The 25997-nt window shown below is 58.6% G+C and carries 26 protein-coding genes and 1 pseudogene; 14 read left to right on the plus strand and 13 right to left on the minus strand.

Features of this window, described 5'->3' with window-relative positions; genetic code table 11:
* The first annotated feature begins 5 nt into the window (after window positions 1-5).
* From K3557_RS00005 to K3557_RS00025, 5 genes and pseudogenes are all read left to right on the plus strand, one after another.
* Entirely contained in the window at window positions 6-623 is a 618-nt protein-coding gene (locus tag K3557_RS00005; RefSeq protein ID WP_259996520.1) for a paraquat-inducible protein A, read from the plus strand.
* Window positions 590-1225, plus strand: coding sequence for a paraquat-inducible protein A (locus K3557_RS00010; protein ID WP_259996521.1), 636 nt, complete (start codon window positions 590-592; stop codon window positions 1223-1225). Before K3557_RS00005 ends, K3557_RS00010 begins: the two co-directional genes overlap by 34 nt.
* A complete protein-coding gene (locus K3557_RS00015; RefSeq protein ID WP_259996530.1) occupies window positions 1222-3306 on the plus strand; it encodes an MlaD family protein in 2085 nt (694 codons plus the stop codon). Before K3557_RS00010 ends, K3557_RS00015 begins: the two co-directional genes overlap by 4 nt.
* Before the next feature lies 1 nt (window position 3307).
* Complete coding sequence (locus K3557_RS00020; RefSeq protein WP_259996532.1) at window positions 3308-3865, plus strand: membrane integrity-associated transporter subunit PqiC; 558 nt, start codon at window positions 3308-3310, stop codon at window positions 3863-3865.
* 123 nt (window positions 3866-3988) lie between these two features.
* Window positions 3989-4212 (plus strand): annotated as a pseudogene (locus tag K3557_RS00025) (transposase); the annotation flags it as partial.
* Here K3557_RS00025 and K3557_RS00030 read toward each other — a convergent pair.
* Together K3557_RS00030 and K3557_RS00035 are read right to left on the minus strand one after the other, a co-directional pair.
* Window positions 4178-4633, minus strand: a complete 456-nt coding sequence (locus tag K3557_RS00030; protein ID WP_311198482.1) for a phage integrase N-terminal SAM-like domain-containing protein — start codon at window positions 4631-4633, stop codon at window positions 4178-4180. The pseudogene K3557_RS00025 and the gene K3557_RS00030 sit on opposite strands and share 35 nt — an antisense overlap.
* Window positions 4634-4943: 310 nt before the next feature.
* Window positions 4944-5351 carry an Lrp/AsnC family transcriptional regulator gene (locus K3557_RS00035; protein WP_259987378.1) on the minus strand — a complete coding sequence of 136 codons (408 nt, stop codon included), beginning with the start codon at window positions 5349-5351 and terminating at the stop codon, window positions 4944-4946.
* A 166-nt stretch (window positions 5352-5517) separates the two neighbouring features.
* On the opposite strand from K3557_RS00035, the gene K3557_RS00040 reads away from it, so the two are divergent.
* Both K3557_RS00040 and K3557_RS00045 read left to right on the plus strand, forming a co-directional pair.
* Entirely contained in the window at window positions 5518-6138 is a 621-nt protein-coding gene (locus K3557_RS00040) for a LysE family translocator (RefSeq protein WP_259996534.1), read from the plus strand.
* Window positions 6139-6142: 4 nt separating this feature from the next.
* Window positions 6143-6436 (plus strand): hypothetical protein, encoded by a 294-nt coding sequence (locus tag K3557_RS00045; RefSeq protein WP_259996536.1) that lies wholly within the window; start codon window positions 6143-6145, stop codon window positions 6434-6436.
* 525 nt (window positions 6437-6961) lie between these two features.
* Here K3557_RS00045 and K3557_RS00050 read toward each other — a convergent pair.
* The 10 genes from K3557_RS00050 to K3557_RS00095 form a co-directional block, all read right to left on the minus strand.
* Window positions 6962-8224, minus strand: a complete 1263-nt coding sequence (locus K3557_RS00050) for a YwqG family protein (RefSeq protein WP_259996538.1) — start codon at window positions 8222-8224, stop codon at window positions 6962-6964.
* 60 nt (window positions 8225-8284) lie between these two features.
* Window positions 8285-8500 carry a hypothetical protein gene (locus tag K3557_RS00055; protein ID WP_259996540.1) on the minus strand — a complete coding sequence of 72 codons (216 nt, stop codon included), beginning with the start codon at window positions 8498-8500 and terminating at the stop codon, window positions 8285-8287.
* Between the two features lie 1749 nt (window positions 8501-10249).
* Window positions 10250-12124 (minus strand): AAA family ATPase, encoded by a 1875-nt coding sequence (locus tag K3557_RS00060; protein ID WP_259996542.1) that lies wholly within the window; start codon window positions 12122-12124, stop codon window positions 10250-10252.
* 495 nt (window positions 12125-12619) lie between these two features.
* A complete protein-coding gene (locus K3557_RS00065) occupies window positions 12620-13534 on the minus strand; it encodes a DMT family transporter (RefSeq protein WP_259996544.1) in 915 nt (304 codons plus the stop codon).
* Between the two features lie 22 nt (window positions 13535-13556).
* Complete coding sequence (locus tag K3557_RS00070) at window positions 13557-14177, minus strand: TetR/AcrR family transcriptional regulator (RefSeq protein WP_259996546.1); 621 nt, start codon at window positions 14175-14177, stop codon at window positions 13557-13559.
* A 61-nt stretch (window positions 14178-14238) separates the two neighbouring features.
* Window positions 14239-14979, minus strand: a complete 741-nt coding sequence (locus K3557_RS00075) for an SDR family NAD(P)-dependent oxidoreductase (RefSeq protein WP_259996549.1) — start codon at window positions 14977-14979, stop codon at window positions 14239-14241.
* Window positions 14980-14981: 2 nt separating this feature from the next.
* Window positions 14982-15404 carry a hypothetical protein gene (locus tag K3557_RS00080; RefSeq protein ID WP_259996551.1) on the minus strand — a complete coding sequence of 141 codons (423 nt, stop codon included), beginning with the start codon at window positions 15402-15404 and terminating at the stop codon, window positions 14982-14984.
* A gap of 91 nt (window positions 15405-15495) precedes the next feature.
* Window positions 15496-16491: an ornithine cyclodeaminase family protein gene (locus K3557_RS00085; RefSeq protein ID WP_259996553.1), complete on the minus strand. Its 996-nt coding sequence runs from the start codon at window positions 16489-16491 to the stop codon at window positions 15496-15498.
* Window positions 16488-17354, minus strand: coding sequence for a PhzF family phenazine biosynthesis protein (locus K3557_RS00090; RefSeq protein WP_259996555.1), 867 nt, complete (start codon window positions 17352-17354; stop codon window positions 16488-16490). The genes K3557_RS00085 and K3557_RS00090 overlap by 4 nt, the downstream gene beginning before the upstream one ends.
* Window positions 17355-17454: 100 nt before the next feature.
* Window positions 17455-18393, minus strand: a complete 939-nt coding sequence (locus tag K3557_RS00095) for a LysR family transcriptional regulator (protein WP_259996557.1) — start codon at window positions 18391-18393, stop codon at window positions 17455-17457.
* Between the two features lie 83 nt (window positions 18394-18476).
* Between K3557_RS00095 and K3557_RS00100 the strand changes: the two genes are divergently transcribed.
* The 4 genes from K3557_RS00100 to K3557_RS00115 all read left to right on the plus strand — a co-directional run bounded on the left by K3557_RS00100 (window position 18477) and on the right by K3557_RS00115 (window position 21207).
* A complete protein-coding gene (locus K3557_RS00100) occupies window positions 18477-19517 on the plus strand; it encodes a PhzF family phenazine biosynthesis protein (protein WP_259996559.1) in 1041 nt (346 codons plus the stop codon).
* Window positions 19510-20118 carry a glutathione S-transferase family protein gene (locus tag K3557_RS00105; RefSeq protein WP_259996561.1) on the plus strand — a complete coding sequence of 203 codons (609 nt, stop codon included), beginning with the start codon at window positions 19510-19512 and terminating at the stop codon, window positions 20116-20118. Before K3557_RS00100 ends, K3557_RS00105 begins: the two co-directional genes overlap by 8 nt.
* A 20-nt stretch (window positions 20119-20138) precedes the next feature.
* Entirely contained in the window at window positions 20139-20732 is a 594-nt protein-coding gene (locus K3557_RS00110) for a hypothetical protein (RefSeq protein ID WP_259996563.1), read from the plus strand.
* An 85-nt stretch (window positions 20733-20817) separates the two neighbouring features.
* On the plus strand, window positions 20818-21207 hold the full coding sequence (locus tag K3557_RS00115; RefSeq protein WP_259996565.1) for a nuclear transport factor 2 family protein: 390 nt from the start codon (window positions 20818-20820) through the stop codon (window positions 21205-21207).
* A gap of 311 nt (window positions 21208-21518) precedes the next feature.
* On the opposite strand, the gene K3557_RS00120 is transcribed toward K3557_RS00115, so the two are convergent.
* The gene (locus K3557_RS00120; RefSeq protein ID WP_259996570.1) at window positions 21519-22388 is read right to left on the minus strand and encodes a LysR family transcriptional regulator; all 870 of its coding nucleotides are present in this window, start codon (window positions 22386-22388) and stop codon (window positions 21519-21521) included.
* A 113-nt stretch (window positions 22389-22501) separates the two neighbouring features.
* On the opposite strand from K3557_RS00120, the gene K3557_RS00125 reads away from it, so the two are divergent.
* The 3 genes from K3557_RS00125 to K3557_RS00135 all read left to right on the plus strand — a co-directional run bounded on the left by K3557_RS00125 (window position 22502) and on the right by K3557_RS00135 (window position 25718).
* Window positions 22502-23338 carry a 3-methyl-2-oxobutanoate hydroxymethyltransferase gene (locus tag K3557_RS00125; RefSeq protein ID WP_259996571.1) on the plus strand — a complete coding sequence of 279 codons (837 nt, stop codon included), beginning with the start codon at window positions 22502-22504 and terminating at the stop codon, window positions 23336-23338.
* Between the two features lie 32 nt (window positions 23339-23370).
* A complete protein-coding gene (locus tag K3557_RS00130) occupies window positions 23371-24411 on the plus strand; it encodes a sterol desaturase family protein (protein WP_259996580.1) in 1041 nt (346 codons plus the stop codon).
* A 278-nt stretch (window positions 24412-24689) separates the two neighbouring features.
* Window positions 24690-25718 (plus strand): IS110 family transposase, encoded by a 1029-nt coding sequence (locus K3557_RS00135; RefSeq protein ID WP_259996589.1) that lies wholly within the window; start codon window positions 24690-24692, stop codon window positions 25716-25718.
* The last annotated feature ends 279 nt before the right edge of the window (window positions 25719-25997 follow it).

The following is a 25997-nucleotide window of genomic DNA, read 5'->3' on the forward strand; positions in this document are numbered from 1 at the left end:
ATGACATGGATTCAAAACAGCTTATTGCCTGCCCTGTCTGCGACGTGCTGCACCGCGATCAGGATGTGGCGGCGCACACGGTGGCCAGATGCGCCCGCTGCGGCACAGTGCTGGCAGCCCCCAGAACCGGCGCCATGACCCGGATCGCGATGCTGTCGCTGACCGCACTGATCCTGCTGGCCGCCGCAGCCGGCTTCCCCTTTCTGGAGCTGAAGGCCCAGGGCCTGACGCACCGGGCCTCGGTGCTGGATGCGGTGATGGCGTTTTCGCGCGGACCGATGGCGCCCTTGTCGCTGGCCACCGGCTTCTTGATCGTGCTGCTGCCTGCTGCGCGCTACAGCGCGCTGATCTACACCTTGGCGCCGATGGCTCTGGGCTGGCGCCCTGCGCCGCGGGCCGCCGCTGTCTACCGCTGGGCGGAGAAGCTGAAACCCTGGGCGATGGCCGAGATATTCATCATCGGCGTGGCGGTGGCCCTTGTCAAAGTCTCCGGCCTGGCGCAGGTCGGGCTGGGGCCTGCGTTCTGGGCCTTTGCAGCACTCCTGGTGGTGACAATCCTGACCGACAACTCGATTTGCAGGCTGACCGTATGGAAAACCCTGAAAACGCGCAGCGTTTCCTGACCGCGGCTGCGGCCGGGCTGGCCGGCTGCCGCGCCTGCGGCACGGCGAACCCAGATGGTGCTCGGTCCTGCACCTGCTGCGGCAGCACCCTGGGCCCTGCGGGGCCGGCCAGCCTCCAGCGGGTCTGGGCCTGGCTGGCGGCGGGGCTGATCGCCTATGTCCCCGCCAACCTGTACCCGATGCTGCGCACCACCACCTTTGGCCGCAGCTCTGAGAACACGCTGATCGGCGGCATAGCCGAACTGTTCAGCCATGGCGCCTATGGGGTTGCCTTCATCGTGTTCTTTGCCAGCATCGTAATCCCGGTCGCTAAATTCCTGGCCATCGCTTATCTTGCGGTCTCGGTCCGCAGGTCCGCAGCCCTTGGCAGTCATGGCCGGCTGGTGCTCTATGAGATTGTCGAATTCATCGGGCGGTGGTCGATGATCGATGTCTTTGTCGTGGCGATCCTGACCGCCCTGGTTCAGCTGGATTTTGCTGCTGCCGTCACGCCGGGGATTGCAGCGGTCAGTTTTGCATTGTCAGTTGCCTTCACCATGCTGGCAGCCCAAAGTTTCGATCCGCGGCTGATCTGGAAAGCGGAAAAGCGAGAACATGAATGAGCACGCCTGAACCCGCCCCGATGACCCTCTCTGCGCAGCGCCTCTCGCCCTGGCGAAACCTTTCTTTGGTCTGGCTGGTGCCGCTGGCAGCACTGGCAGTTTCGCTCGGGGTCGCCTGGAAGGCCTATTCCGACCGGGGCGTGCTGATCAGCATCACATTTGATAACGCCTCCGGCATTGCCGCCAATGAAACGACGGTTCGCTACCGCGACGTGGTGATCGGTCAGGTCGAAGAGGTGGGGTTTGCCGAGGACCTGAGCAAGGTTTCAGTCTGGGCCCGCATCGACAAAGAGATTGCCCCCTATCTGGATCAGGATGCCGCCTTTTGGGTGGTGCGTCCCGAAGTGAGCGCGCGGGGCATCTCGGGCCTTAGCACCGTATTGTCCGGAGTGTACATCGAAGGCGCCTGGGATCAGGATCAGGGCAGTGCCGAAATCAGCTTTGAAGGCGCTGACCGGCCGCCGCTTGTGCAGCCGGGCCGTGGCGGGCGGCGGATCACATTGCGCACCAACGACGGACGGATGATCTCAGAAGGCGCACCGGTGCTATTCCGCGGTATTGAAGTCGGCCGGCTGGAACGCCCGCGCCTGACGGTCAGCGGCAACAGTATCGTTGTCGATGCCTTTATCGAGGCCCCGCATGACCGGCGGATCAATTCCGCGACGCGTTTTTGGGACAGTTCCGGCTTCTCAGTTTCTATTGGCGCCAGCGGGCTGTCGCTTGATGTGGACAGCATTGCTTCGCTGGTGGCCGGCGGGATCGAGTTTGACACCGTGTTCGATGGCGGCCGCCCGGTCAGTTCCGGCGCAGTCTTCGACATTCACCCCGACGAAGCCGCAGCCCGCCGCACAGCCTTTGCCCGCTCGCTGACAGGCGGGGTCGCCGTTTCGGTTGCCTTCGGCGAGTCGGTTGCGGGCCTGACCAGCGGCGCCGCGGTCAGGCTTGGCGGCGTCAAGGTCGGCGAGGTCAGCAGTCTGAACGCCGCTATTCAGAGCGTCAGTGACGAGGCGGAGGTGCGGCTGGTTGCCAAACTGCTGCTTGAACCATCGCTGATGGGCCTGCCGCCCGGAGCGGGGGAAACTGAAGTACTGGACTTTCTGGAACAGGCGGCAGCAGGCGGGCTGCGGGCCCGGCTGGCTGCTGCCGGGCTGTTCAGCTCTGAGCTGATTGTGGAACTGGTCACCTTGGAAAAGGCTGAGCCTGCACTGTTCAATCGCGACGCGGAACCCTTCCCCGAACTGCCCAGTGCTCCCTCCGACCTGCCCGATTTCACAGCAACCGCAGAAGGCGCATTGGAGCGTATCAGCGAGCTGCCGGTCGAAGAACTGATGGCGCAGGCAATCGCCACTCTGGCCAGCATCGAAGCCCTGGCTTCCGCTGACAGCACCCGCCAGGCTCCTGTGGCGGCGGTGGCACTGCTGGAGGATACCCGGGCGCTGGTCGCGGATCCAGAGACCCGCGCGCTGCCCGGCGAGCTGCGTGCAGCAGTGGCTGACCTTCGCACGATTCTGTCAGAGCTGCAGCAAGGCAAAGCCGTGGCCCATCTGACAGCAGCACTGGAGCAGGGCGGCCGGGCCGCTTCCAGCCTCGCTGCGGCAGCGGACGAATTGCCCGCGCTCGTCAGCGATTTCCGCTCCCTGGCGGCCAAAGCCAATGCACTGGAAGCCGAAGAGCTTATCCGCTCTGCCAGCCAGCTGATGAAGAGCGCTGACAACATGATCGATTCCGAGGGCGCCCGCTCGCTGCCCCCGACCCTGACCAGTGCGCTGGATGAATTGCGCCTCACCCTGGCGGAGCTGCGCAGTGGCGGGCTGGTGAGCAACGCCAATGCCACAATGGCCTCTGCCCGCGGCGCTGCCGATGCTGTGGCCGCCGCAGCTGAAGGGCTGCCGGCTCTCTCAGTCCGGCTGGAAAGGCTGGCCGCACAATCTGAGGCCTTGATCACAACCTATGGCGCCCGCTCGACCTTCAACTCCGAAACGCTGGATGCCCTGCGGGAGTTCAAATCAGCCGCACGCTCGGTCTCCCAGCTTGCCCGTAAGATTGAACGTCACCCGAATTCTCTTCTGTTTGGAAAGTAAGATGATAAAAGCCCTGTCTTTGATGCTGCCCCTGACTGTGTTGGCGGCATGCGCTCCGGCCAATGATGCCCGGTATCTGATCTCTGCGGTCCCAGGCGAAAAAATAGCCAACCTGCGCTCCCGTACGGTTGAGGTGCGGCTGGTCTCACTCCCGTCCTATGCCGCCGCGTCCGACATTGTCGCCGAAGGCGAAGGCGGCGCGCTGTTTGCGCTTAGCGGCGCACAATGGGCTGATGACCCGGCCCGCGGCATAGCCGCCGCCCTGGCCCGCGGGCTCACTGAACGGACTGGCGCCTCTGCTGCAATAGAACCCTGGCCGCTGAACACCGGCCCGGACGCGCGTCTGGATGTGCGAGTGGACCAGGCCTACGCGCGCGCCGACGGAGTTTTCGAACTGACAGGCCAGTTCGCGGTTTCCTCGCCCGAAGGCACGGTGCGGGAATTTGTGAAGCGTTTCGACATCCGGACACCGGTCAGCGGTCAAGGGCCATCCGCAACCGCAGATGCGCTCGCCAAGGCCCTGGCAGAGCTCGCCCGGCAGATTTCGTTGGCAATGTAACAGCCTCCTGCGCGCAGGTCATATGGAGGCCACTTCAGCGATCTGCAAAGGTTGCACTACTAAGCCGTGTTGACAAAAGGGATTCACATCGGGTGGCGGTCGTGTTTCAAGCTGGCATCTACGATGGCGACTAGCTTGGCACAAAACCTGCTGTCGGACGAGGAATGGGCCTTCTTTGAATGGTCATCCTGGCAACCCGCGCCCCGAACGGGCGCAAACCTATCAATCACCGTCTTGTTCTCGATGGAATTTTCTGGATTGCTCGAACTGGCACCCCTTGGCGTGATCTGCCCGAGAAGTTCGGCAAGTGGTCTAGCGTCTCCCGTCAGTTCCGGCGCTGGACCTTGCCCGCAGGCCGCATCCATAGGCGAGTGACAGCATCACGCGCGCCTTCAGGCAGGGGGCCATGGCGAGGATGCGCCTGACCTCGTTGCGGCTCAGCGCAACGGGAACCTTCACGGGCTTCTTGAGGTGGAACACTTCGGCCGCCAGGTCATGCCGGCGCAGGGTGACACGGAACAGAAACATCACCCCGGTCATGGTCTGGTTGCGGGTGCAGATACTCGTCCCGCTCTCGATCAGATGCAGTTGGAAATGCTTCACGTCATCCGGTGAAGCTGTCTCCGGAGATCGCCCGAGCCAGGAGGCAAACCGCTTGCAGGCCCGCAGGTGGCTGGTCTGCGACGCCGGTCCGAGATTGCGTGCCGACATATCCGCGATCATGCGCGCGCGGAGGGGTGCCGCCGGTGCAGGGTGCTGATTGGTCATGGGAAAACCCTCTGTCAACCGAGGCAAAATCACCTCGGCCAACAGCACACACCCGACCTCGAAAACCGCGAAACGAATACCGCTTCAGGCCGACACCGGCCAAGCAGAGCCCCCTATCGCGGAGCGATTTAGTGCTCGCGCAGATAGCGTCCTTTGCAAAGTCTGCGGATCTGGCGGCATGGCGAGCGATCCATGCCGCATGCGCACGAGGGAGAGCTGACCTTCGCCGCAGGCGCAGCCGCCGACCACCTTCGAACTGCGGGGATGTAGGACAGTTTGAGCATTCGCTGCGCCAGTGTCTGCAATGGCTTTAAAATGGAGGTGGCCGCATTCTCACCGGGCTGGATTTCACGATAGATGTATTTGTCGTCGCCATCCGGCTGAATGTTTCTAGCAGCGAGTCCAGTTCGCCAATCTCTTTCAACAAGATACGAACCACGAAACCATCCTCCCCAGTAACCTTGTCGCATTGTACGATCCTGTCGGTCTCCTGAATTTGCACTTCCAGCACATGGCGCTTGCCGGGGAGTGGCCGAAACCTCACTACGGCTTCGAGTGAGAAACCCAACGCGGCTGGAGCAATCTCAACCGCGAAGCTCTGAATTACACCTGTGTCCTGAAGCCGTTTCACGCGATCGCGGATGGTTGGCGCCGAGACCCCCGCCTCGGTGGCGAGGTCTTTCCAACTGACGCGCGCGTCACGCGCCAGAGCGGTCAAAATGCAGCGGTCAAGATCGTCCAGAGGGCTTCTCATAAAAAGCTAACTAGCACATTCAGCCTAATAAAGCACTATCCTTTTAGCGACAGACTTTTCTTAATGAAAGTACGGGCGGCCGGTTGAATGGTAGATTTTCTGCAATCTGACCTCATCAGCAGGAGACACCATGAACTGGGCACTTTGGATATCGTTCGCAACCTTATCGGCCGTGAATATCGTGACACCGGGACCGGCAAATCTGAACACGGTGCGCCGAGCCGTGCAATTGGGCGGCAAACGTGTCTTGCCAACAATTTTTGGCAACGCCCTCGGCCTTGCCGTTGGCGGGGCAATTTGTGCGGCACGGATCGCGTCCTTTGTGATAGCCTCGGGCCTTTTGTGGTCACTCTTTCGCTGGTTGGGCGTTACCTATCTTGCCTGGCTTGGCCTCAAGCTGATCTTTAGAAAAGAAAGGTTGTCCCTGACGGCACAGGCAGAGGCGCCTGTGGGCGCCAAGGCGCTGTTCTCTGAGGCATTCCTGCTTGCCGCGTCCAACCCCAAGGCGCTGCTCTTCTATATGGCGCTGTTCCCGCAAATCCTCGAGGCGGAGCGCGGTCTAGCGCCGCAGGCGGGTATCTTGATCCTGACCTATTGCAGCCTGTCCATCCTGTCTCTCAGCACCTATTCCGCGTTGGCCCATGTTCTGCGCACCCGGTTTATGACCCAGGCGAGATACGACAGGTTTCGGCAGGTTTCGGGGGTCGTTCTGTTGGGTTTTGCGGCCAAGCTTCTCACCGACTTGAGTTAGAGTAATGAAATACGGCCTTTTGCTCCTGCTGGGGGTGCTGTGGAGCATGCGCTTCGCAGCCATCAAGTCAGCGGGACAGTCGGGTATCCCGCCTCATGTGGTCGCCCCGGTGTCGATCCTGGGTATAGCGATCATCTATTCCGCAACCTCGGCCGTTGATCATGCGCAATCAGAACGAGGAGGGCCGCGCATCGCACGGCACAGCTACTTAGAAACCGGCATTGGACATCCTGCAGCATTGATAAATGAGGGCTCACTGCCGCCTTGCGGCGCCGCAATGACCAGACCACTGCCCTGAAAGACAGAGTGGATCTCGGGAGCTCCCTGGTAGGATGGGAACCAGCCCGAAGCGGCCGTAGACAAGGGATGCCGCACCAAGAATGCTGCCGGTGCGAAATTCTATGGTCAGTTTCCCAGAAGCGGACCCTCGGCAGAGCCAAGCTAGCCTCACGGGATGCTGCGGGTTGCACCGGTGGCAGCGGAGCGCAGATAGCGACCTTTGCAAAGTCGCGGAATCTGACAACCGAGTGGCGATCCTATGCTGCATGAGCACTGGACAGAGCCGACCTTCGCTGCGGGTGCAGCCACCAATCATCATCGAACGGACGGGATGCGGGACAGAGCTGCCGTTCGCGGCAGGTGCAGTATGGGCGAAGTCAAACGGCAGCAATGCTGAGTTCTCGACACCTGACTGTTTACTGGTTGCTTTGCAGTGAATGCTTGGTTTCGTGACAAACTGAGCAACAAGTAAGAATTAGAAGTGCAGGAAAGCTTGCAGCTCAGGGGGAAGAATAAGGAGCAATAGAAACGTGACCCGCTGCAATCATTCAGTGAATCGGTAAACACTCATGCTGGAATGGCCAAGCCGAGCTCTTGCTCCGCTCCAGTCATGCCTAATTAAGTTTTCTGGTGGAATCCAAAACTGGATGGCAGCTTCATCACCCCAAGTGAAGCCCATAACAGGGTCACTTGCCACCTGCAGCAATAGGATGGACTGGTCCTCATCTGTTTCGAGCTTTGGTTGTGTTTCGAAAGGTACTGCGAACAGATGTGGCCCGCGTGCGGAAAACAGATGCGAATTCCAGTAATTCAAAGCTTTTCTTGGAAACTTTGAGAGATCCATTTTGTCTCCAAAAGCTAACTCTGCCAAAACGCCTCGCATCTGGCGGGGTAAACCATGGGATAATTCGTTACTAAACGGAGCTGCTTTCCCCATTTCCACAATCAGGTTGTAGTCATCCATTGACATGGGTTCGAAAGGAGCCCCAGTTGTGAAAATTTCTTTCAGTTTGGATAGGAAAGGTTTCAGGAGTTCTTGGCCAGAGGGTAACATTTCGCTCTTCTCACGACTATCGTTCAAGCCTTCACGTGCCCGTAGAAGCGCATCCCCTGGGTTTCCCTCGATCACAAAGTGTCCGGCTCTTTGGACAGCAGCTTTGAAGTCTGCGCCGCTAAGGTGTTTAGAGCTTTCTATAACTTCTATTAGTGCCCCTTTGCGTTTCATATTCACCAATTCACGCTCGCGGGTTCCATAGAAGGGTCTCTGGGTGAACTCCCGCTGAATGCGGACAAAAAAATGCTTCGCCGCGATACGAAAAGGCGGACCGTCGCGCTCCACATCAAAAATATCGTTGTAACGTGCGCCAACCTCTTTAATCCAAGACTGGTAATCGCCCCAGTCCCTCAGTTGCAGATTGACGGGTGTTCGGTAGAAGCGATTTTTCGGGTGATCAGCGTGGAAGCTGGTAGCGTAATTAAAATTGGAACCGAACACCTGTGGAATGCTGGAGGGGGGTTCGCAAAATTCATACTCCTCAGCGACATAAAGAATATGAGGCTGCAAGCCATGCTTTTGTACTGTTCCTTCAAAATCGGTATCGATGAAGAATGCTAACCAACCGTTCCTTGGCAGGCGTAAATCTTTTGGTTGATCTGTAGCTGCACGTAGATCGATCTGAGCTATGAAATGCAGTGGGAGGCCTGTTTGCTCAGACTTTGGCCAAGCAGACTTGGGAATTTTGGGAAGGCCTCCAATCCAACTTGTGGATTGGCTTCCAGTGATAGCTCTCTCTATCATGTGGAACATTTTTCGCCCTCTTCCCGATCTCAGTTTGAATTTACTGCGACTTTTCAACCCTCCATCTACTCATTTCACCTGTGCGACCGTGTAGAGGATCATAAGCTCCTTGTTCAGAAGGATTGTCACAGCTTTGGTGATCCGTAAAGCATGTAGAAGCCATAGCTCCTGAGCGCCAGATTCCTCAGCGTCGCCCTGGTAGATTGAAGCGTCTTTAGACGCACAAGTTGAAAGCCAAAACCAACAGCGCGTCAGCCCGCCCTGACAACTTTCGGTGTTGGTCATTGAACGGCCGCATAGCGCCGTTCGCAACGTGCTGCACGCGCGAATACCTGGCAAGCGATCAAGGACCGCTATGGGCTCTTTCGACACCTTCGCTGCGCTCTCCCCGAACGGCTGCTGTTCGTATTGGGTCAGAAATGCTTGACGTTTGGGTCAGGATTAAATGACGTGAAACTCTTGTTTTCTGAAGTTTTGGATACCAAAAGAGTCAAAGGTTCGTGACGTCCCACATTACATGTGTCAGGCGACACATAGTTTTGCCTTCTGCGACAGAACCTTTCCATTCTTGAGGCTTGAGCATTTCTGTGCACGTCTCCTGTTGTGATCGATCTGACTGTCCTTCCGGATAATCAGGGCTGATTTGCAGGCCAGACGCCGAAGGCGTCTGCTCCTGCTGATCTGCCACGTGGCGAACGCGGGTGGGGGCGAGGCAATGCTTTTCGACAGGTAGGTGCGGCCCGCAGCTGAAAGCGAGGACATGGCCTGTCTAAAAGCATTACCCGAGGGGGAGGGCAGCGTCCTCACCCTGACGGCCAAGGGCGTTTGGCTTGTCCAAATCCCATTGGCCCTGAAAAAATGCCGGTGAAGTCTACGGTTCAGCCACAAGGGCGGGAACCGGACCTTCTCTGCAGGCGCGAGCCGATCCTGGCGAAACGTTGGAAGCCGACTTTCAGTCAACGCCACATGAGGTTTCTGTTCCGCAGCGCCGCAGGTCAGCTGCGAGCCCACAGCTGCCGTCGGCCGTCAGGCCCCCCCTCGCATCTGCAGCGTGCGGCAACCGGTGCTAAGCGGCCATTCACTGACCAGTTTTGAAAGACCGCGGTGCGGGCTAAGGCTGCCGTTTCCAGTTCGGTTGACCACATCAAGGTTACTTGATTCAATCTATCCAAAGTGATGAAATCATTGAATGTACGGAAAGATCCATATGCTCAAGTACTGTACCTTTGTGATTTGCCTGTTTTTTGGGCACAGTTCTCATGCAGAGGGTGGGCCGTTCCGTTATCTGGTCGATCACTATTTGATAGAAAACTTGGAACGCGACGGTGATTGGGACGTAACATTCTTTGAAACCTCGGTCGTATATGAATGTCTAAAATGCGAAGGGTCAGTTAGGGCGGAAATCGAGGTCTTCCCGGTAAGGGGCAAAGAAAACCGCGCCGAATTCCATGAAAGTTACTTGTACCAGCGGAAGCTGTACTGCACGAATCTCGTCGTTAATGGCAATGGTCGGTGTTTGAACACTCAGGCTAGGAGCATGCGAGTTGGAGCTCTTTCTGGATTCCGCTCGAGCCAAATCATTGGAAATAGAAAGGAAGTCGAAACTGCGTTTTTTAGTTATGACTGGGATCGTCAGCCTATCGTGATGAAGGCTACAGTATCCTCGGATATTGAGGCTGGATTCACCTTCGACATGCTTAGCACGCTGGAGTGGCATATGTGTAGGCTAACAATGTTCTGGTAGCGTTGATTTCGATGTACTTTGGGCTCGATCCTGCCGGGCGCTGCGGTGAGGGCAGACGGGCAGTTGGAGCCCATTGCGGACCTTGGCCATCTGGAGGCTCTTCGCCGGTGCAGAACGTAGTAATCGGCCCGAATTAGTCCTTCAATTCTTGTGCCTTGTAGGGACGGGAGGCCAAGCCCCCACACACGCTCGAGGTGGGGAGGTCGGGCGCAGACAGTCACTGGCCTCGGCCTATTTTAGCTCAGAATGTCCGACAACCTGCCCATTAATCACCCTCTCCAAGGGTGAATTCAATTTGGATTGAATTTTCCCTGCCATCGTGGGTCCTTAAGCCCTTCACTTACCTGATGCACTTTCTGAATAATATCGTCAGCCCCGCCTCCAAAGACTTGTCCGATCTCTTTTCGGGCAGCAATCTCGAGCACCTTCCCATGACAGGAATCGAAGGGAAATGGTTCAGTGCTATCAGCGGGGCGAAATTTTGAACCAAGTTTGCATTTATCAGTAAGGCCTGCGGTGACCCATGCAGGATTCTTTCTATGACGAGGGGTGTCATACAAAGATTCTTTTAACACTAACCTCGCTTTATCCAGTGCTGCTACAAGATCGTCTCTCTTCTGAGCGATTGCCGTCTCGATGACCTTATTGATTTCATCTATATTTCTCTCTGGAAAGCAAAGCTGAAGATGACCCCCTTTACAGAATGCATGCTCAATGTCGTTTCCCGTTGTGAAAATCTCCGCAACGTTATCGACGCCTCGTTCGGAAAACCATGAAGTAGATCGGATCTCTTCAAAAGTCATTTCTTCCTCCGTCCTATAGTCGCGATCTCGATGAATGACGATTGATGCATCGGGTCGCAAATCGCGCAGGAGGATTGCTAACTGCCTTGCTCCCAGAAGATTCCCACAACCGCTGTAAGAAATAAGAGCAAGGCTATCGTCAGCACCGTTGGATTTAGCTACTATCTGGACCAACTTAGTTTCGGTGTCCTCGGTAAGTAATATGACCTTCTTTTGGGGGTTGAAAGCGTCAGCACCAATTCCTAACGCACCAATTCTCATCATTACCGGGATTGCTGGCAAGTTCTTTTTGTCCAATACCACCTTGGCACCGTCATCCATCCAGCACACAGTCACATTTTCTTGCCTGTGCATTTGTTGCAAGAGTTGTGGAGAATGACTTGCCAGTACAATTCTAGTATGAGTTTTTTGAGTGATGCCTCTTAGTGCATCAAATAGTTTAGTTTGACTATCGGCATGTAAATGCGCGTCGGGTTCATCAAGCAGGAGAAGGGGAGGTGCAAAATAACATGCATAAGCCAGAATTTGTATTACTTGAAGCATTCCAGTGGATGCAAGATCTAGAGGCATTTCTTGCCGGTTATATTGGATCTCTATGTCAATGTAGCGATCTACATCATCATCATGACTTATTGTAATTCTTGCGCCTTCATATACCTCATCCAGTAATAAGCAGAAGGACTTCCACTTGCAATCCGGCAAGGAAAAAATCGGAGATGTGTTCCAATCTGCGACATCCCAAAAAATGTCATTATCTTCGTTCCTACCATCCTCGTTTTCGTACAGGTGATATAGCAGGCTCCTTAAGTAGGTGTTTGCATCTCCCTGCATTACACTTGAAGCGAGTGCTCCTTTGGTTCGAAGCTCCTCACGTGTCGAAATACCTGAAAGCCCGGGTGTGAAAACTGACGAACCATTCTCCCCCTCTGCTAGCAGTCCCGCGAAGTCACGATCACCCTCAATCCGTAAATTAATATTGGCATTTTTTCCTCGCTTAACGATTAGGGTAAAGGACTGCACGACTGGCCCTTCACCTTTATCCACGAGACCCTGCAAACCAATCTCGAAACCTTTGGTCTGTGTTGCAGATCTGCCGCGACGAAGATCCAGGAGCTTTTCAGTCGGGCGAAACGCTACTTCGTCATCGGAGACTGAACCTAGGAATTGGGGGACGTCGTTGCGATTTCGCCCCCTGAACGCAGCCTGAAGAAGAGAGATACTCAGCTGAGAAGCTTGTAAAACGCTACTCTTCCCGCTCGTATTTCCACCGACAAGAGCAGTGATAGGCGAAACTTCTAATTCGAGGTTCCCGATACGCTTAAAATCTGAGATCGTTATCTTTGTAATATCAATGGCTGGCAATTTCTTCTACCGAATCTCTGAGGGAGGGCCTCACTGTAGACGCTCATTCAGCCAATACAAGTAGTAGCGCAGCGACGTTATATCAATGATTGAAAGCGGCATGTTTTCAATCCGATACCTTCGGATAGTAGTATGTTTTGAAAGGCGGTGGCACGTCTCTTGTTCAAGGAAGGGTTGGACGCCCAAGTTGAACTCACAATCTCCACAATGCCCGTTATGCTATGTATGCAAGGGATACTATCTGCGCACAGCAGACACGGTGACTCGTCAGTGCTGCAGCTGCAGCGAATGTCAGTAAGGTCCGCAGTGTGTGAATTCACGCAGCATCAGATTTCGGCGTCGCAGCGAATGTCCGCAATGACGGGCCGCAGTGCAGCGGAGGAACGCAGTGGCCAACGGCCGCTTAGTACCGCCAATACCATTGGTTGCGGGGCGCTAAAACGGGCTGCAAGGAGACCTATTCGAATTGAACCCATTAGCAGCTTATGCAGAAGTTCAACCGTTGAAACTATCGGCGATATCCAACCCTTGTCGCTGCTGTGGCCGAGGCTGCACCAACCTGACCCCCAACACCATCAGCCCTAAGGAAACCATCAAGGCGGGCGGCGCCGTCTCGTTCAGGAACAAAGTGCCGGACAAGAAACCGCCAATTGTCACGAAATAGGCCACCTGGCTGGCAAAGACCGCGCCGGTCCGGGCAACGATTGCAAAATAGGCCGCGTAGCACAGAACATGCAGCAGGCCGGAGAGGATGAGTGCCGTAAACGACAGAGAGAGTGTGGCCAGGGCCAGCGGATCGGTGCCGCTGCCAAGGACCAGGGGCAGAGCAAGAAGGCAAGACAGGCCGGACGCATAGAACAGTGTTTCGACAGGGTTGAAGCGGTCGCGAGCGCTGGCGGCAATCACGTTGCTCTCAGCCGCGTAGCACAGCCCGGGCAGCAAGGCGATAGCTATGCCCCAGGCTGCCTGCTGACCCAGCAGCGTGAGCGAAATGCCCAGTAGCAGGAGGATGGACGTGGCGCCTAGGAGCAGACCGGAGCCGCGCCGGAGACTGAGCGTTTCCCGGCCCAGGCCGAGGGCGATCAGGTAGGCTGCCATCGGGGTGACGGCGATGCCGATGGACATCATGTTCGCCTGCACCATGCTGACGGCCGCAAAGCTCAGTCCGTGCGGCAGCAGCGTACCCAGCGACGCAACAATGAAATAGATACCCCATTGCGGTCTGGCCCCTCTGCGTTGCCCTTTCAGCCGCCGGAAAGACTGCCAGGCCAGCAGTAGGGCAAACCCGGCCAGCTGCTGCCAAAAGACCAGGGCAGCAGTGGAATGCCCACCCGCCACGGCGATCTTGTTTAGAGGTATGGTTGCTCCCCAAGCCAGCCCCAGGAAGATCAGAAGCAGTGTCCAGCGCATTGTGGTTTTCTCCTTAAACACATCAATCATTAAGATGCAGGCTGGCGCTGCCTGCCTGGCAGCGTGTGGCGGGACGGATCAGGGCGCAGAGGCCTCTGAGGTGATCCAGGATAAGGGGTTCCGGGCTGCGCGACCGGATGAGCAGGCCGAGAGTGTATATGCCGTTGGCCAGTAGCCCCGCGTTTGTGCGGCGCGCGGGTTCCGAGTCTTCAGGTACCGCACGCTGCAAGAACCTGACAAACCCCTGCGACAGTATCCGGCGGTTGCGGGCTGCCAGTTCGGCTGCCTGCTCATCGGTTCCGGACATTTCGACCATGCTGGTGCAAACGAAGCAGCCCAGCGGCTCGCCGCCCGGGGTCAGCCGCTCTTTTGCTCCCCGCAAGGCATCGCGTAGCCCTTCAGGGCTGGCGTCGGCTCGGGCAACACCGCGGACCAGCGGGCCAGTTACGTCCCGGTTGTAGCGCTCAAAAGCGGCCAAGTATAAACCATGTTTGGAGCCGAAGACTAAAAAAAGCCCGTAGTTGTTGACACCGGTGCCAGCGATCAGATCCTTCAGAGAGGCATCATGGTAGCCTTTGCGCCAGAACACCTTGAGCGCAGATTCCACGGCATCGTCCGGATCGAATTCCTTGTGTCTTCCCATGAGGCCCTTCCTGTTGATTGAGGCCGCGGCAGGCTGAGGCCGCCCACCGCGGCTGCGGGGATCACCACTTTTCCGCAAAGGGTCGGATTGTAGTCTCAAAGGACCAAGTGGTCCGGTGCTGGTGGGTGAGGTGATAGATTTCCTCTGCGATGCCGTCGGGGTGGGCAAAGAAGTCCTCCCTTGCGTGCGGCCAGTCCGCCGGCGGTACCAGCCAGCTGGGGCGTTCTGCGTCGCTGGCGCCCAGCCAGGTCACATCGATGGCGGCATCCACCGACAGGTAGCAGACGTGGATGCCTTCCGGCCCCAGGTCCCGCGCCAGTGCCTCGCACAGATTGCGCTGAGCAGCCTTTGTCGGGGCAAATAGCGCGTAGTTCGGCACACCGCGGTGCGACGCAGTATTGCCGGTGGCCAGAATTGCCCCACCGCCGCTGGCGGCCATTTTGTCCGCAAAGAAGCGGGCCAAGACCAGCAAGGCGGTAGCGTTGACCCGGAAGTTCCGTTCGATCTCCAGCGGGTCCAGCTCGCGGAACCGGCCAAAACTGTGCGACACCGCATTATGCACCAGTACCCGGGGCACACCCATTTCCGCCTCGATTCTGGTCAGGCAGGTTTCGAAGGCCTGAAGATCGGAGATGTCGCAGGCATAAGCCTGCGCGACGGGGTGCTGGTCTGCCAGCGCTTGCAGTCGGTCCGCGTTGCGGGCGATCATGGCTACCTTGTAGCCTTGCGAGATGAACTTGCGCACCGTGGCGCTGCCGGTGGCGTCGCCGACGCCGGTAATGATGCAGAGAGGTCCGGCCATGGTCAGGCCCACTGTTTCTTGCGGATTTCGGTATAAGGCGCGCCGTATTTTCCGTTCTCCTCACCGGCGGTGATGACGGTCATGATCGCGGGGTCGTACTCGTAGGTCCGGATCCACTGGCGGTGGCCCTTTTCCATCAGCATGTGAGAATGGGTCGAGCGCGCACGGCGGGTGTATTCCACCTCGACCATCCGGCAGGACTGGCCACCAAAGCCATAGGAATATTCATCGGCGCCGGGCTGCACAAAGCGGGCATGATACAGTTTCCAGTACTGGCCGTCGTGCTTGTAGATGGCGAAGGTCATCTCGTGGGTGTCGTACTGCCAGTGCCAGGTACTGTCCTGGTAGATCTTTTCCCAATCTGCCAGCAGGCTGCCGTCCCGGAACGAATGGCCTTCGATTTTCCAGCCCAGAGTGTCGGTCATTTTCGTGTCTCCTTAAGTTTTCACATCGATCATTATGAAAAGGCGGAAGCATGTCCCGCTCGCCGCATCGGGTTCCTGAAGGCCGCCGCCTTTATCCGGTCTTTTGTGCGGGTGCGGAGTTCGTCCGGGGTGTTTCCCAGTTGAACAGGGTTGAAACCGCAGCAAGGTCCTGCACGCCCAGCCCGGTCAGGCTGCAAACGATGACTTGGCGTTCGCTGTTGCGCAGCCGGTCATTGCCGGCCCAGGCAGCGCCCAATTCCTGCATCCCAAGTTCTGCCTCCGTCAGGCCAGAAGACAGGGCGTGGGCTGCGTTGCCATAGGCGCGGGCCTGTCCGAGGCTGTCGGTAAAGACCTTGTCGGCCCGGGCGAGCAGAGCGGCGGGTATCTCGCATTTGGTTTCGTCATCAGAGCCAATGCTGATAACTGTCTGTCCGGTCTTCACATCAGCGGCCTGAAACAAGGGTTCTATGGCGGCGGTAGCGCAGACAACCAACCTGGCTCCACGCATCGCTTCGGCAGTGCTGCCGGCGGTGGAGATCCGGCTTGCCGGAAACCCGGCCTGCAACGAAGCTGATAGCGATCTGGCTGCCTCAGGCCGGCGGGCCCAGATGCGGAGGCTGCGGATTTCCCGCAATTGCGCCAGCGCCTGGATCTGATGGCGCGCCTGGGTGCCGGCACCCAGCAGCGCCGCATCCACCGGGCCGGCGGAAAGGCAGCTGTGCGCGGCCAAAGCGCCGGCAGCGCCGGTCCGGTAGTCGGAAATCAGGTGGCCGTCGTGCAGCAGCGCAAGCGGCTGGCAGGTCTTGGAGCAGCAGGCAAGGATCAGCCCGCTATGGCCGCTGCCGGTGTCTGCTTTCAGGCTTTCCGACCAGCCCGCGAGCTTGACGGTGAAAATGGGGGCGCCAGGCAGAACTGCGCTTTTGACATGCACATCGGCGCCCGGCGCCGGGAACAGCACCTGAGCCGCCGCAGTGGCCTTGCCCGTGCTGTAGGCAATCATCGCCTGGCGCACTGGTGACAGCAGGGCTGCGTGGGACAGCCGGGCGGCGATTTCTTCGCGGGTGATATGGCGCAGGGCAAGGGTCATGGCAGCACCTCGAACCGGCCTGTGCCCAGGATTGAAACCTGACCTCCGACTTGGATAGCTCTGATCCCGTCCGGCCCGCTGACGACCCGCACCGAAATCCGGCTGGGGCGGCCTGCATGCTGCCCCTGCTTAAGTTCCAGTCCGCTTGCCGCGTTCAGCAGCCCGTGTTTGTGAGCATAAGCGCCGATGACGCCTGCGGCACTGCCTGTTGCGATGTCTTCGATCCGTCCGTCGTTTGTCCAGTGGCGCCCCTCGTTCCGATGAACATCGAACAGATAGGCAAACTGGGCGCCTACATCCGCCAGCCGATGCTCCAGATCCGGGACCCGGATGGCCGCCCTGTCCAGGCCCTGGTGAACCGGCACCACCAGATAGCGCAGCCCTGTGGAAATGACTTCCAACGGCAGGTCCGGGGCCAGATCCTCCGGCGCCAGCGAGAAACAGCTGGCAAGCTCCCGGGCGGCGGGGCCGTTCAAATCTGCCAGATACAACGGCAGTCCCTGATCCATCTGCACGTCAAACCCGGCTTCACGCCGGCCGGATCGCAGGCTGACCTGCCTTTCTCCCAAGGCAAAGACAGCCTCAGCGGTCTCTGCGGGGTGCTCAAGCTGGTGCAGCACAGCCGCGGCACCCAGCAGCGGATGACCCGCGAAGGGCAGCTCTTCCTCCAGATCGAATACCCGCAGCGGCCGGCTGCCGTCCGGCAGGGCAGGACCGGTCAGAAAGGCGGACTCGAAGTGCTTGAGCTCCCGGGTCAGCTGTAGCATCTGGCGGCTGTTCAGCGCCCGCGCATCAGGGAAAACCGCCAGGCTGTTACCGGAGAACGGGCCGTCCGAGAAAACATCGCATAAGACATAGTGCATGCCGCACCCCCGCTGAACTGAGCATCTGCCTGCTGGCTAGCTCAGAAACAGGGCGCGGGGCGAACTATATGTACATGAGCTCGCCTCATGAATATGAGGGTTAGCCCGTACTGAACAGCTTTGATTGCTGCGCGCGGATTACTGAAATTTCCTCATGCATCCACTTCCGCAGGGCCTGATACCCGTCGGTGGCGGCATTGGCCGGCGTGGTGACCAGCCAGTAGCGGGCGCGGGATTTTACCGGCTTGCCGACAGTTTCCAGGAATCCGGCCTCAAGATCATTTTCCACCAGAAGGCTGCGCCCCAGCGCAATACCCATGCCACCGATGGCGGCCTGAATGGCAAGATCGGCGCGGGCAAAGGCGTTGACCGAGCGCTCGAATTCAATATCCCAGCTGCGGCCAGCGAAATACTCCTGCCAGCTGAAGCCGGTGCCGTCGCTTTCGCCGAAGCGATCCACCAGAAGCCGGGCGCCGGGCTGGCGGCAATAGTCCTGCAGCGGCACCGGCCCCAGGTAGCCGGGCCGGCTGACAGGCAGCAAAACCGCCTGCAGCAGAGGCTCGGAATGCAGCCCGGGATACGGGCCCAGCCCATAGCGGATTGCGGCTTTGGCCTCGCCTGCGTGCAGATCGACTAGTCGATCATCCACGTCGACCAGCAGATCCAGTCCGCTGTCCTGCGCACGCTGCAGGGCGGGCACAACCCATTTCATCGCCACCGAAGAAGACACCGACAGGCGCAGGCTGCGGCTGGTCTTGAGGTCATGCAGCCGGGTGAGAGCAGCACGCCAGGCGCTGCCGCTGTGCTGCGCGGCGTCACACAGGATACGGCCGGCTTCGGTCGGCATGATCCGGCGGGTTGTGCGGTCAAACAGCGGCACTCCGAGCGCGTCTTCCAGGGCCTTGATCCTGTGGCTGACCGCCGATTGCTCGATGCCGAGGCGCTCCGCAGCGCGGGTAAAGTTCTGCTCCTCGGCAATCGCCTCCAGCAGGGGCGAGCTCTGGATCAGCTTGAGCAGAAGGGTGTCGGTCTGTTTCATGAATCTGGATCATAGTTATATCAATGTATTCCTGGCAAGGGATGGATCATGCTGAGGGCAATTCATGAGAAGGAACCGAAAGCATGACCCGCACTGAAGCCATAGTCACCGCCCGTATCGTCAACGGTTTCGTCACGTTCAAGGATTGCGGCGACCCGGAGCTTCTGAAGACCGGGCGCGACGGATTGAGCGACGAAGACCTGAAGCGCCTTGGCGAAGGCGGGGCCGCCCGGCCGTCCGCAACCGGTGGCAATCCTGCTGGCGTTGTGCTGGATGCGGACGGTCTGAGTGACACGCAAATGCTTGAAATTGCGCAGAAGGTCGGCCTGTCCGAAACCGCCTTTGTGTCCCGTTCCGAAACCGAAGGGGTCAAGCTGGATTTCTTCACTCCAACACGCCGCATTGCCCATTGCGGCCATGCAACCATCGCCTCCTTCAGCTATCTTGCTGAGCTCGGACGGGTGAGTGAGGGGGAGACCTCGAAAGAGACCGTGGACGGCCCGCGCAAGATCATCATCCGCAATGGCGCCGCCTATATGGAGCAGCTGGCACCTCGGTACGAAGACCCGTCTGAGTGGGCGGACCGGGGCGTTCAGGAACAGGATGTGCTGAACGCACTGGGGCTGGCACCGGAGGATCTGGATCCGCGCTTCTCTCCCAAGCTGGCCAATACCGGCAACAGTTTTGTGCTGGTTGCAGTCAAAGACGGTGCCGCGCTCAAGGCGGTGAAACCCGGCCTAGCGCAACTCGAGGCCATCAGCGAAGCCTTGGATCTGATCGGCTTTTACGTGTTCACGACGGATCCCGGTGCTACCTCTGCTGACGCCACCGCTCGCATGTTTGCACCGCGTTACGGCATCAGCGAAGAATCGGCCACCGGCATGGCAGCCGGACCGCTGGCCTGCGCGTTGTATGACCACCTCGGCGTGCGCAGGCCAAAGCTGCTGATCGAGCAGGGCCACTTCATGGAGCCCGCTTCGCCCAGCGAGATCACGGTTGAACTGAACCTCGACGCAGGCCGGGTCACCGGGCTGATGGCCGGCGGCTGCGGCGCGGCGATGAAGGAGCTGCAGATTAAGCTGGATCACAGCCCGGTACCGGCAGCGGGAGGGAGAAATGATTGATCTTTACGGATGGACCACCGGCAACACCTACAGGGTGTTGATCGCACTGGAGGAAACCGGGCTGCCCTACCGGACCGTGCCTGTGAACCTGCGCGAGCGGGATCAGGACAGGCCGGGGTTCCTTGCCCTCAACCCGATGGGCCAGGTGCCGCTGATCATCGACAGCGAAGGCCCTTGCGGCGCCCAGATCACCCTGAGCCAATCCATGGCGATCCTACTGTATCTGGCCGAAAAGTCCGGCCAGTTGCTGCCAGCCGCCCGGGCGGACCGCGCCCACGCGCTTGAAGCCCTGAGCCTGGTGATGACCGACCTGGTGGCACCCGTCAATTTCGGGCTCAGCCTGGAGCGCGAAGAGGGCAGCAGCTCTGCCCTGGCCTTCGGCGAGGCGCGGGCAACGCGCGCGCTTGCGGCCATCGAGCAGAGGCTCGGCATCTGCAGTTTCCTCGGAGGCACCCGTTTCGGAGCGGCGGACTGTGCCGTTTTTCCCATGATCCACCTGCTGGGTACCGGCCGCCTTAAGGACTTGCCGGCCACCCGGCGCTGGTACCACGAGGCGCAGGAGCGCGCATCGGTGCAGCGCGCGCTTGCAGCGGTTTTCTAACTTGATGAAAGGAGATTAACATGTGTGGCAATCATCAGAGCTTCGACGCTTATGCCTTTTCCAAGCAACCCGGCTTTGACGAAGCGGCGGTGCGCAAGGAATTCGCCAAGGCAGTGCCGCTGAAAACCGTGGTCGTCTATTGCTATGACCCGCGCATCGTCCAAGTGCCGCGGCTGGTCGCCGAAGAGTTCGGTCATACACACCCCGGAGAGATCGTTACTGATGACAGCGGCAACAAGATCGCTTCAACCACCAACATCTTCGAGGTTTGCGTGGCAGGAGGCCGGGCATATGACGCCCTGCGGTCCGTCACAGTGGCGCAGCACCTGTTCGGGATCGAGAACATCGTCATCGTTCACCACACTCATTGCGGCGCCACGTCCTTCACCAAAGAGGGGATCTTTGACGCTTACAAGCAAGAACATGGTGCCGATATTGAACCGCTTTACCCGGCAGAAAGCATTTGCATTAGCGACTACACTGCCTCCCTTGAGCGTGATGTCCTATTGATGCGGGACTCCGCCGGAACCCCCAAGCACGCCAATATCTACGGTTACATGTACGACATCGACGAGGAAAAGCTGATCAAGGTCGCGCAGTCGCTGGCCGTGTGACTTTTCGGGCCGGCGGCAGAGCCGTCGGCCTGCTGCAGCGCGTAAAGGATACTGCGTTAGCCACTTGCCAAAATTGGAGGTCCGCATGGGAGAACAGGATGTTGAAGACTGGTTGAAGGCCTATGGCAGGGCCTGGATCGAAGGCGACCCGGACGAGGCGGCTGCCCTGTTCACGGTAGCTGCAGAATACCATGAGACCCCGTTCAGCGAACCGCTGAGGGGCCGGGATCAAATCAGGCAGTATTGGCAAGAAGGTGCGGCAGACGCGCAGGAAGACGTCAGGTTTTCAGCGCAGATCTGGTCTATTGCAGGGAACACAGCAATTGCAGGATGGCAGGCCGCATTCAGGCGCAAAGCCTCTGGGAGGCTTGTAAAACTGGACGGGGTATTCCGGTTAGTCTTTTCCAGTTCCCGGAACGGCGTGATCTGCAACCGCCTGGAGGAATGGTGGCACCGAAGGGAGAGCCAGAGCTGATTGGCAACGCTCTGGATTTTCAGGCCAAGCTACCTGCCAATGTCCGATATCACGTGCTGCGCTGCAGAGCCGACCACCCCCACTCAATGTCCGCAAAGGGCCGTCCGCGTCGGTCGGATCCTGTCAAAACTTGTTGTTGACGGAGCGGCGGAGGCTGGCAGCTCTGGTGAAGGTTCTTTGATGTTCGCCGTGGAGTGAGGGTGCGGCTTGGCGTGGCATCGGCCTACTTTGGAAATGGACCATCCGCAGACGTGAGTTCGGTCTGCCTTCGGCGCACATGCGGTAAATCTAGAATAGCCTTTGCCGAGCTCTTATTGAAAAGAAGCCTCTAGCCAGGCCTCAAACAGTTGTTTGGCCGCATCATTTGAAGCCGTCGCTGGAACGTCCAGCAAGTAGTGAGCCTGGTCGACCGCCAACGGCTCACCAGCAATAGTAATCGGCTTCCCGGTCTCAATTGCTGTCTGCGCAAACCGTTCCAGCACCACGGCAAATCCACCGCCTGCTGCAACGATGTCAATCGCCGCGACTGTGGTGTCGACCGCAAAACGGGCAACCTCTTTGGCTGGCGCCAGGCCGGATGCGTTAAGATAACGCAACAGCATGTCCTCAAACCCCAGGATCTGAACCAGCGGCCCCCGCCGCAGCCTCTCTGGGCTCAATTTGCAGCCACCGGCGGCACAAATCGGGACAAGCCGTTCTTTCGATATCTTCTTCACCGCCACCCCGTCCCAGCTGCCAGAGCCGAACCGAAGCTCCACATCCACGTTCTCCGGCGCATCAGACCCGGCCCAGATGTTGGTGACCAGCCGCACTGGTATCCCTGGATGCAGTGCCGCAAACTCCGGCAGCCGGTGCGCGAGCCAAAGCCCTGCAGTGGACATCTGGACCCGTACCGTCAGCATCTGCTCAGCCTCCGCCCCAAACAGGCTGGCGGTAGAAAACGCCATATCCCCCAGCGCCTGGCGCAGCGAATAGGCATATGCCTTGCCCACTTCGGTTAAAGTCAGCCGCCGGGCCGCACGGGTGAACAGCTTGCAGCCCAGCTCCGCCTCTAGTGAACGCACATGCAGACTGACCGCGGTCTGGGTTAGCCCCAACTCCTGCGCGGCCTCAGTGAAGCTTAGATGCTGCGCTGCACTTTCGAAGGAGCGCAGCCAGATCAGATTGGGCAGTTTCCGCATTTATCACCAAATTTACTTTGTGATTATACTTCGATTTACTCGTTTTACTTTGCGCGTGTCACGCTCTTATCTCTTTCCCTGAACGATCACCGCGGCAGGGAGGCCGCTGAGTTATGAAACGCATCTATACCTTCGGCGGCTACCCGGCGCTGCGCAACCTGACCGTTGCGGACATTGTCGCCGGAAAGGGGCAGCGCAAGTTCGTCCAGACCACGGCCACCAGCCGAATTGAGGCCGCCGCAGCGGAGGCGGCGGGCATCGATCACCTGTCCATTGTCGACCATGACATTGCCGAAGCCCGGGCCGGTGCCCTCAACACCTTTACCACCGCCGCGCTGATGGCCAGCGATTATGCCACTCATGACGAGATTCTGCGGGCAGGCATCAGCGCCGCCGCCGCGGGGGCAGATGCGGTCTACACCCTGCGCAGCTTCGAGGCAGTTGAGAAACTCGCCGACGAAGGCCTCAGCGCTCAGGGGCACCTGGGCCTGGTGCCGCGTCTGTCGACAAATATCGGCGGCCTGCGCGCCTATGGCCGTACCGCAGACGAGGCGATGAAACTCGCCGAGGATCTGCGCCGCCTGGAAGACGCCGGAGCCTATGCGGTGGAACTTGAATGCGTGGCGGATGAGGCTATCGCCGAAATCAGCCCGCGCACCGGCCTGGTCACCCATTCCATCGGCTCAGGCGGGGCGGCAGATGTGATTTTTCTGTTTCAGGAGGACGCCTGCGGTGACACTCCGAACCCGCCGCGCCATGCCAAGGCGTTCGCGGACATGGCGGGCATCCGCAACCGGCTTGAGGCTGAGCGGCTGCTGGGCCTTCAGGCCTACCGCGCCGCAGTGCTGGACGGCTCTTATCCTGATGCCGCAACCAGCATCGCGATGAAACCCGGCGAACATGAAAAACTGCGCGAGGCTCTGGACAAGCGCATGCCCTTTCACCGCTGACCCCGCAGCGCATTCAGAACAGGACCGCCGACATGACCACCACTGATGTCAATACTGCCGCCCCGCAGGCCGAAAGCAGCGAACCCGGCCCGATGAGCCGCGAATGGCACTGGCACCCCGAACTGCCGGTGAAACACGCCCCCTATTGGCATTGGCCGCCCAAGCCCGGCAAGCTGGCCAAATGGCTTTGGCGGAACTGGCTGCAAGTTTCCGACCGCTCGATCTATCTGGCCCTGGCCTTTGCGGTCGCCTATTGGCTGCAGCCTGTCACCGCTGATCAGGCAGATTTTGCTTTCGGCTGGATGTCTTGGGTCTTCCTGCGCAACTGGCTGCTGCTGCTGATCGTCGCTGGGGGGCTGCATATGTGGTTCTATGGCATCGACGGCCAGGGCAAACTGTTGAAGTACGACCCGCGCCCCTATGCCAAGCGCAAGAACGCGCTTTACAAATTCGGCTATCAGACCTGGGACAACATCTATTACTCAATGGTCTTTGGCGCGACTTTCCTGTCTGTCCTGGAATGTGGCCTGCGCTGGAGCTACGCCAGCGGCCTAATCGGCACCCTCAGCTTTGCCGAGCATCCCGTCTGGTTCATCGCCCTGTTCCCGGTGCTGGCGCTTTGGCAGAGCTTCCACTTCTACGTGGTGCATCTGTTCCTGCATCAGCCCTTCATCTACCGCCATGTCCACGCGGTGCATCACCGCAACGTCAACACCGGACCCTGGTCCGGCATGTCGATGCACCCGGTGGAGGCCTTCGGATACCTCAGTGCAATCCTGATAGTACTGATCCTGCCGAGCCACCCTGTCCACATGGTCTTCCTCGGCTACTGGCTGATGTTGGGCGCGGCCTCGTCCCATTCGGGGTATGAGGCGATCTGGGCCCGCGACCGCCAGACCCTGCTGCTGGGCGCTTTCTTCCACCAGCTGCACCACCGCTACTACGAGTGCAACTACGGCAATGCAGAGATGCCCTGGGACAAGTGGTTCGGCACCTACCACAATGGCTCAGAGGAGGCGACCCGCCGTACCCGAGACCGCAAACGCCAGATGCACGCGCAAGGTAAAGAATAAAAATTGAAGCCCTGAGGATCCTGAACGGTGCAGAGCGCCGGTCAGGCCTTCCTTAGTGTCGAAGGTTTGATGCCGGGCCAATGAATAAGCCGGATTGTCTAACCTTGTGCTGGTGCGCAGAAATAGGCGCTCTGATCTGCTCGGCGATCAATGAAGACTCAATCGGGAACAAATGGCGTCTCCGTCCCGCACTGTGATGGAGTGGATGCCCCCTCCGACGGCATCGCGATGCGCCATGCTGGTGCTGTTTTAACAGACCAGAAACAGAGGAGGCGACAATGGAAATGGTTGCAATTATCGGAGTAGACTTGGCAAAGCGCAGTTTTCAGGTGCATGGGGCGACAGCTGGTGGCGATGTCTTGTTCCGCAATAGACTGTCCCGGGCGCAAGTTGTGCCATTTTTGGCACAACAACCAAACTGCACCGTTGCTATGGAGGCCTGCGCGACCGCGCATGACTGGGGGCGTCAGATCGGGGCACTCGGCCATGAGGTGAAGTTAATACCGCCCATCTATGTGAAACCTTTCGTCAAACGGCATAAAAACGATGCTGCTGATGCAGAAGCGATTGCTGAGACTGCATCACGTCCGACGATGCGAACAGTCGCCGTGAAAACACATGAGCAGCAAAGTAGGGCGGTTTTGTTCCGAACACGTGACCTGCTCCTGAGGCAACGCACGCAGCTGATCAACGCCTTGCGAGCTCATTTCGCCGAGTTTGGCAGAGTTGCGCCGAAGGCGACGACAAATATCAAACGTCTGAGAGAAATCTTGGAAGATCCGAAGAATGGCCTGCCACAAATGGTGACGGATATTGGATCGATCTATATTGGCCAGATCGCCACGCTGACAGAACAAATAGGCAGGCTTGAAAAACAGGTGCGCATCGAAGCGACAAGAGACGATGCTGCACGCCGTCTCCAGACCATGCCAGGCATTGGCCCGATCACTGCCATGGCTGTCTCTGCCTTCGCCCCGCCCAAGGAAATCTTTCGTCGGGGCCGGGATTTTGCTGCGTGGGTAGGGCTGGTACCGAAGCAACGCTCGACGGGTGGAAAGCAAAAGTTGGGCCGAACGTCGAAGATGGGGCAGAGAGATATCCGCAGGCTCTTGGTCATCGGTGCCATGTCCCTCGTGAAGGTGGCGGTTCACAAGGGTGCCCGAGAAGGATCTTGGCTCCAAAGAATGCTTGCAAGAAAACCACGTATGGTCGTCGCTATTGCGCTCGCAAATAAAATGGCGCGCCGGTTATGGGCCATGTTGGTGAGGAACGAAGATTACAGGGATCCGGCCATCGCCGCCGCGTAAGCGTTACGGTGGACGGTACGTCGGCAATGTAAGGAGGTCTTTGAGTGTAAGGGCAAATGATCGGAAAGATCGGGTTCAGTAAAACCAGGAACTCACACCGGGATAATCAACCCGCCACTGTGATGTGGAATTGAACCGCGTATCTCCATACCGGCCAGCGGCATCTGAAACGCCGCACAAACAGGCCTGACAGATGACCGCATCCGTTCACATTCCCAAAACGCTCAAAAAACAACTTGCATAAATAGGGGCATCCACAGATGTGAGTTCGCATGTCGC

The sequence above is a fragment of the Leisingera sp. M523 genome (assembly GCF_025141335.1).
Taxonomy (GTDB): Bacteria; Pseudomonadota; Alphaproteobacteria; order Rhodobacterales; family Rhodobacteraceae; genus Leisingera.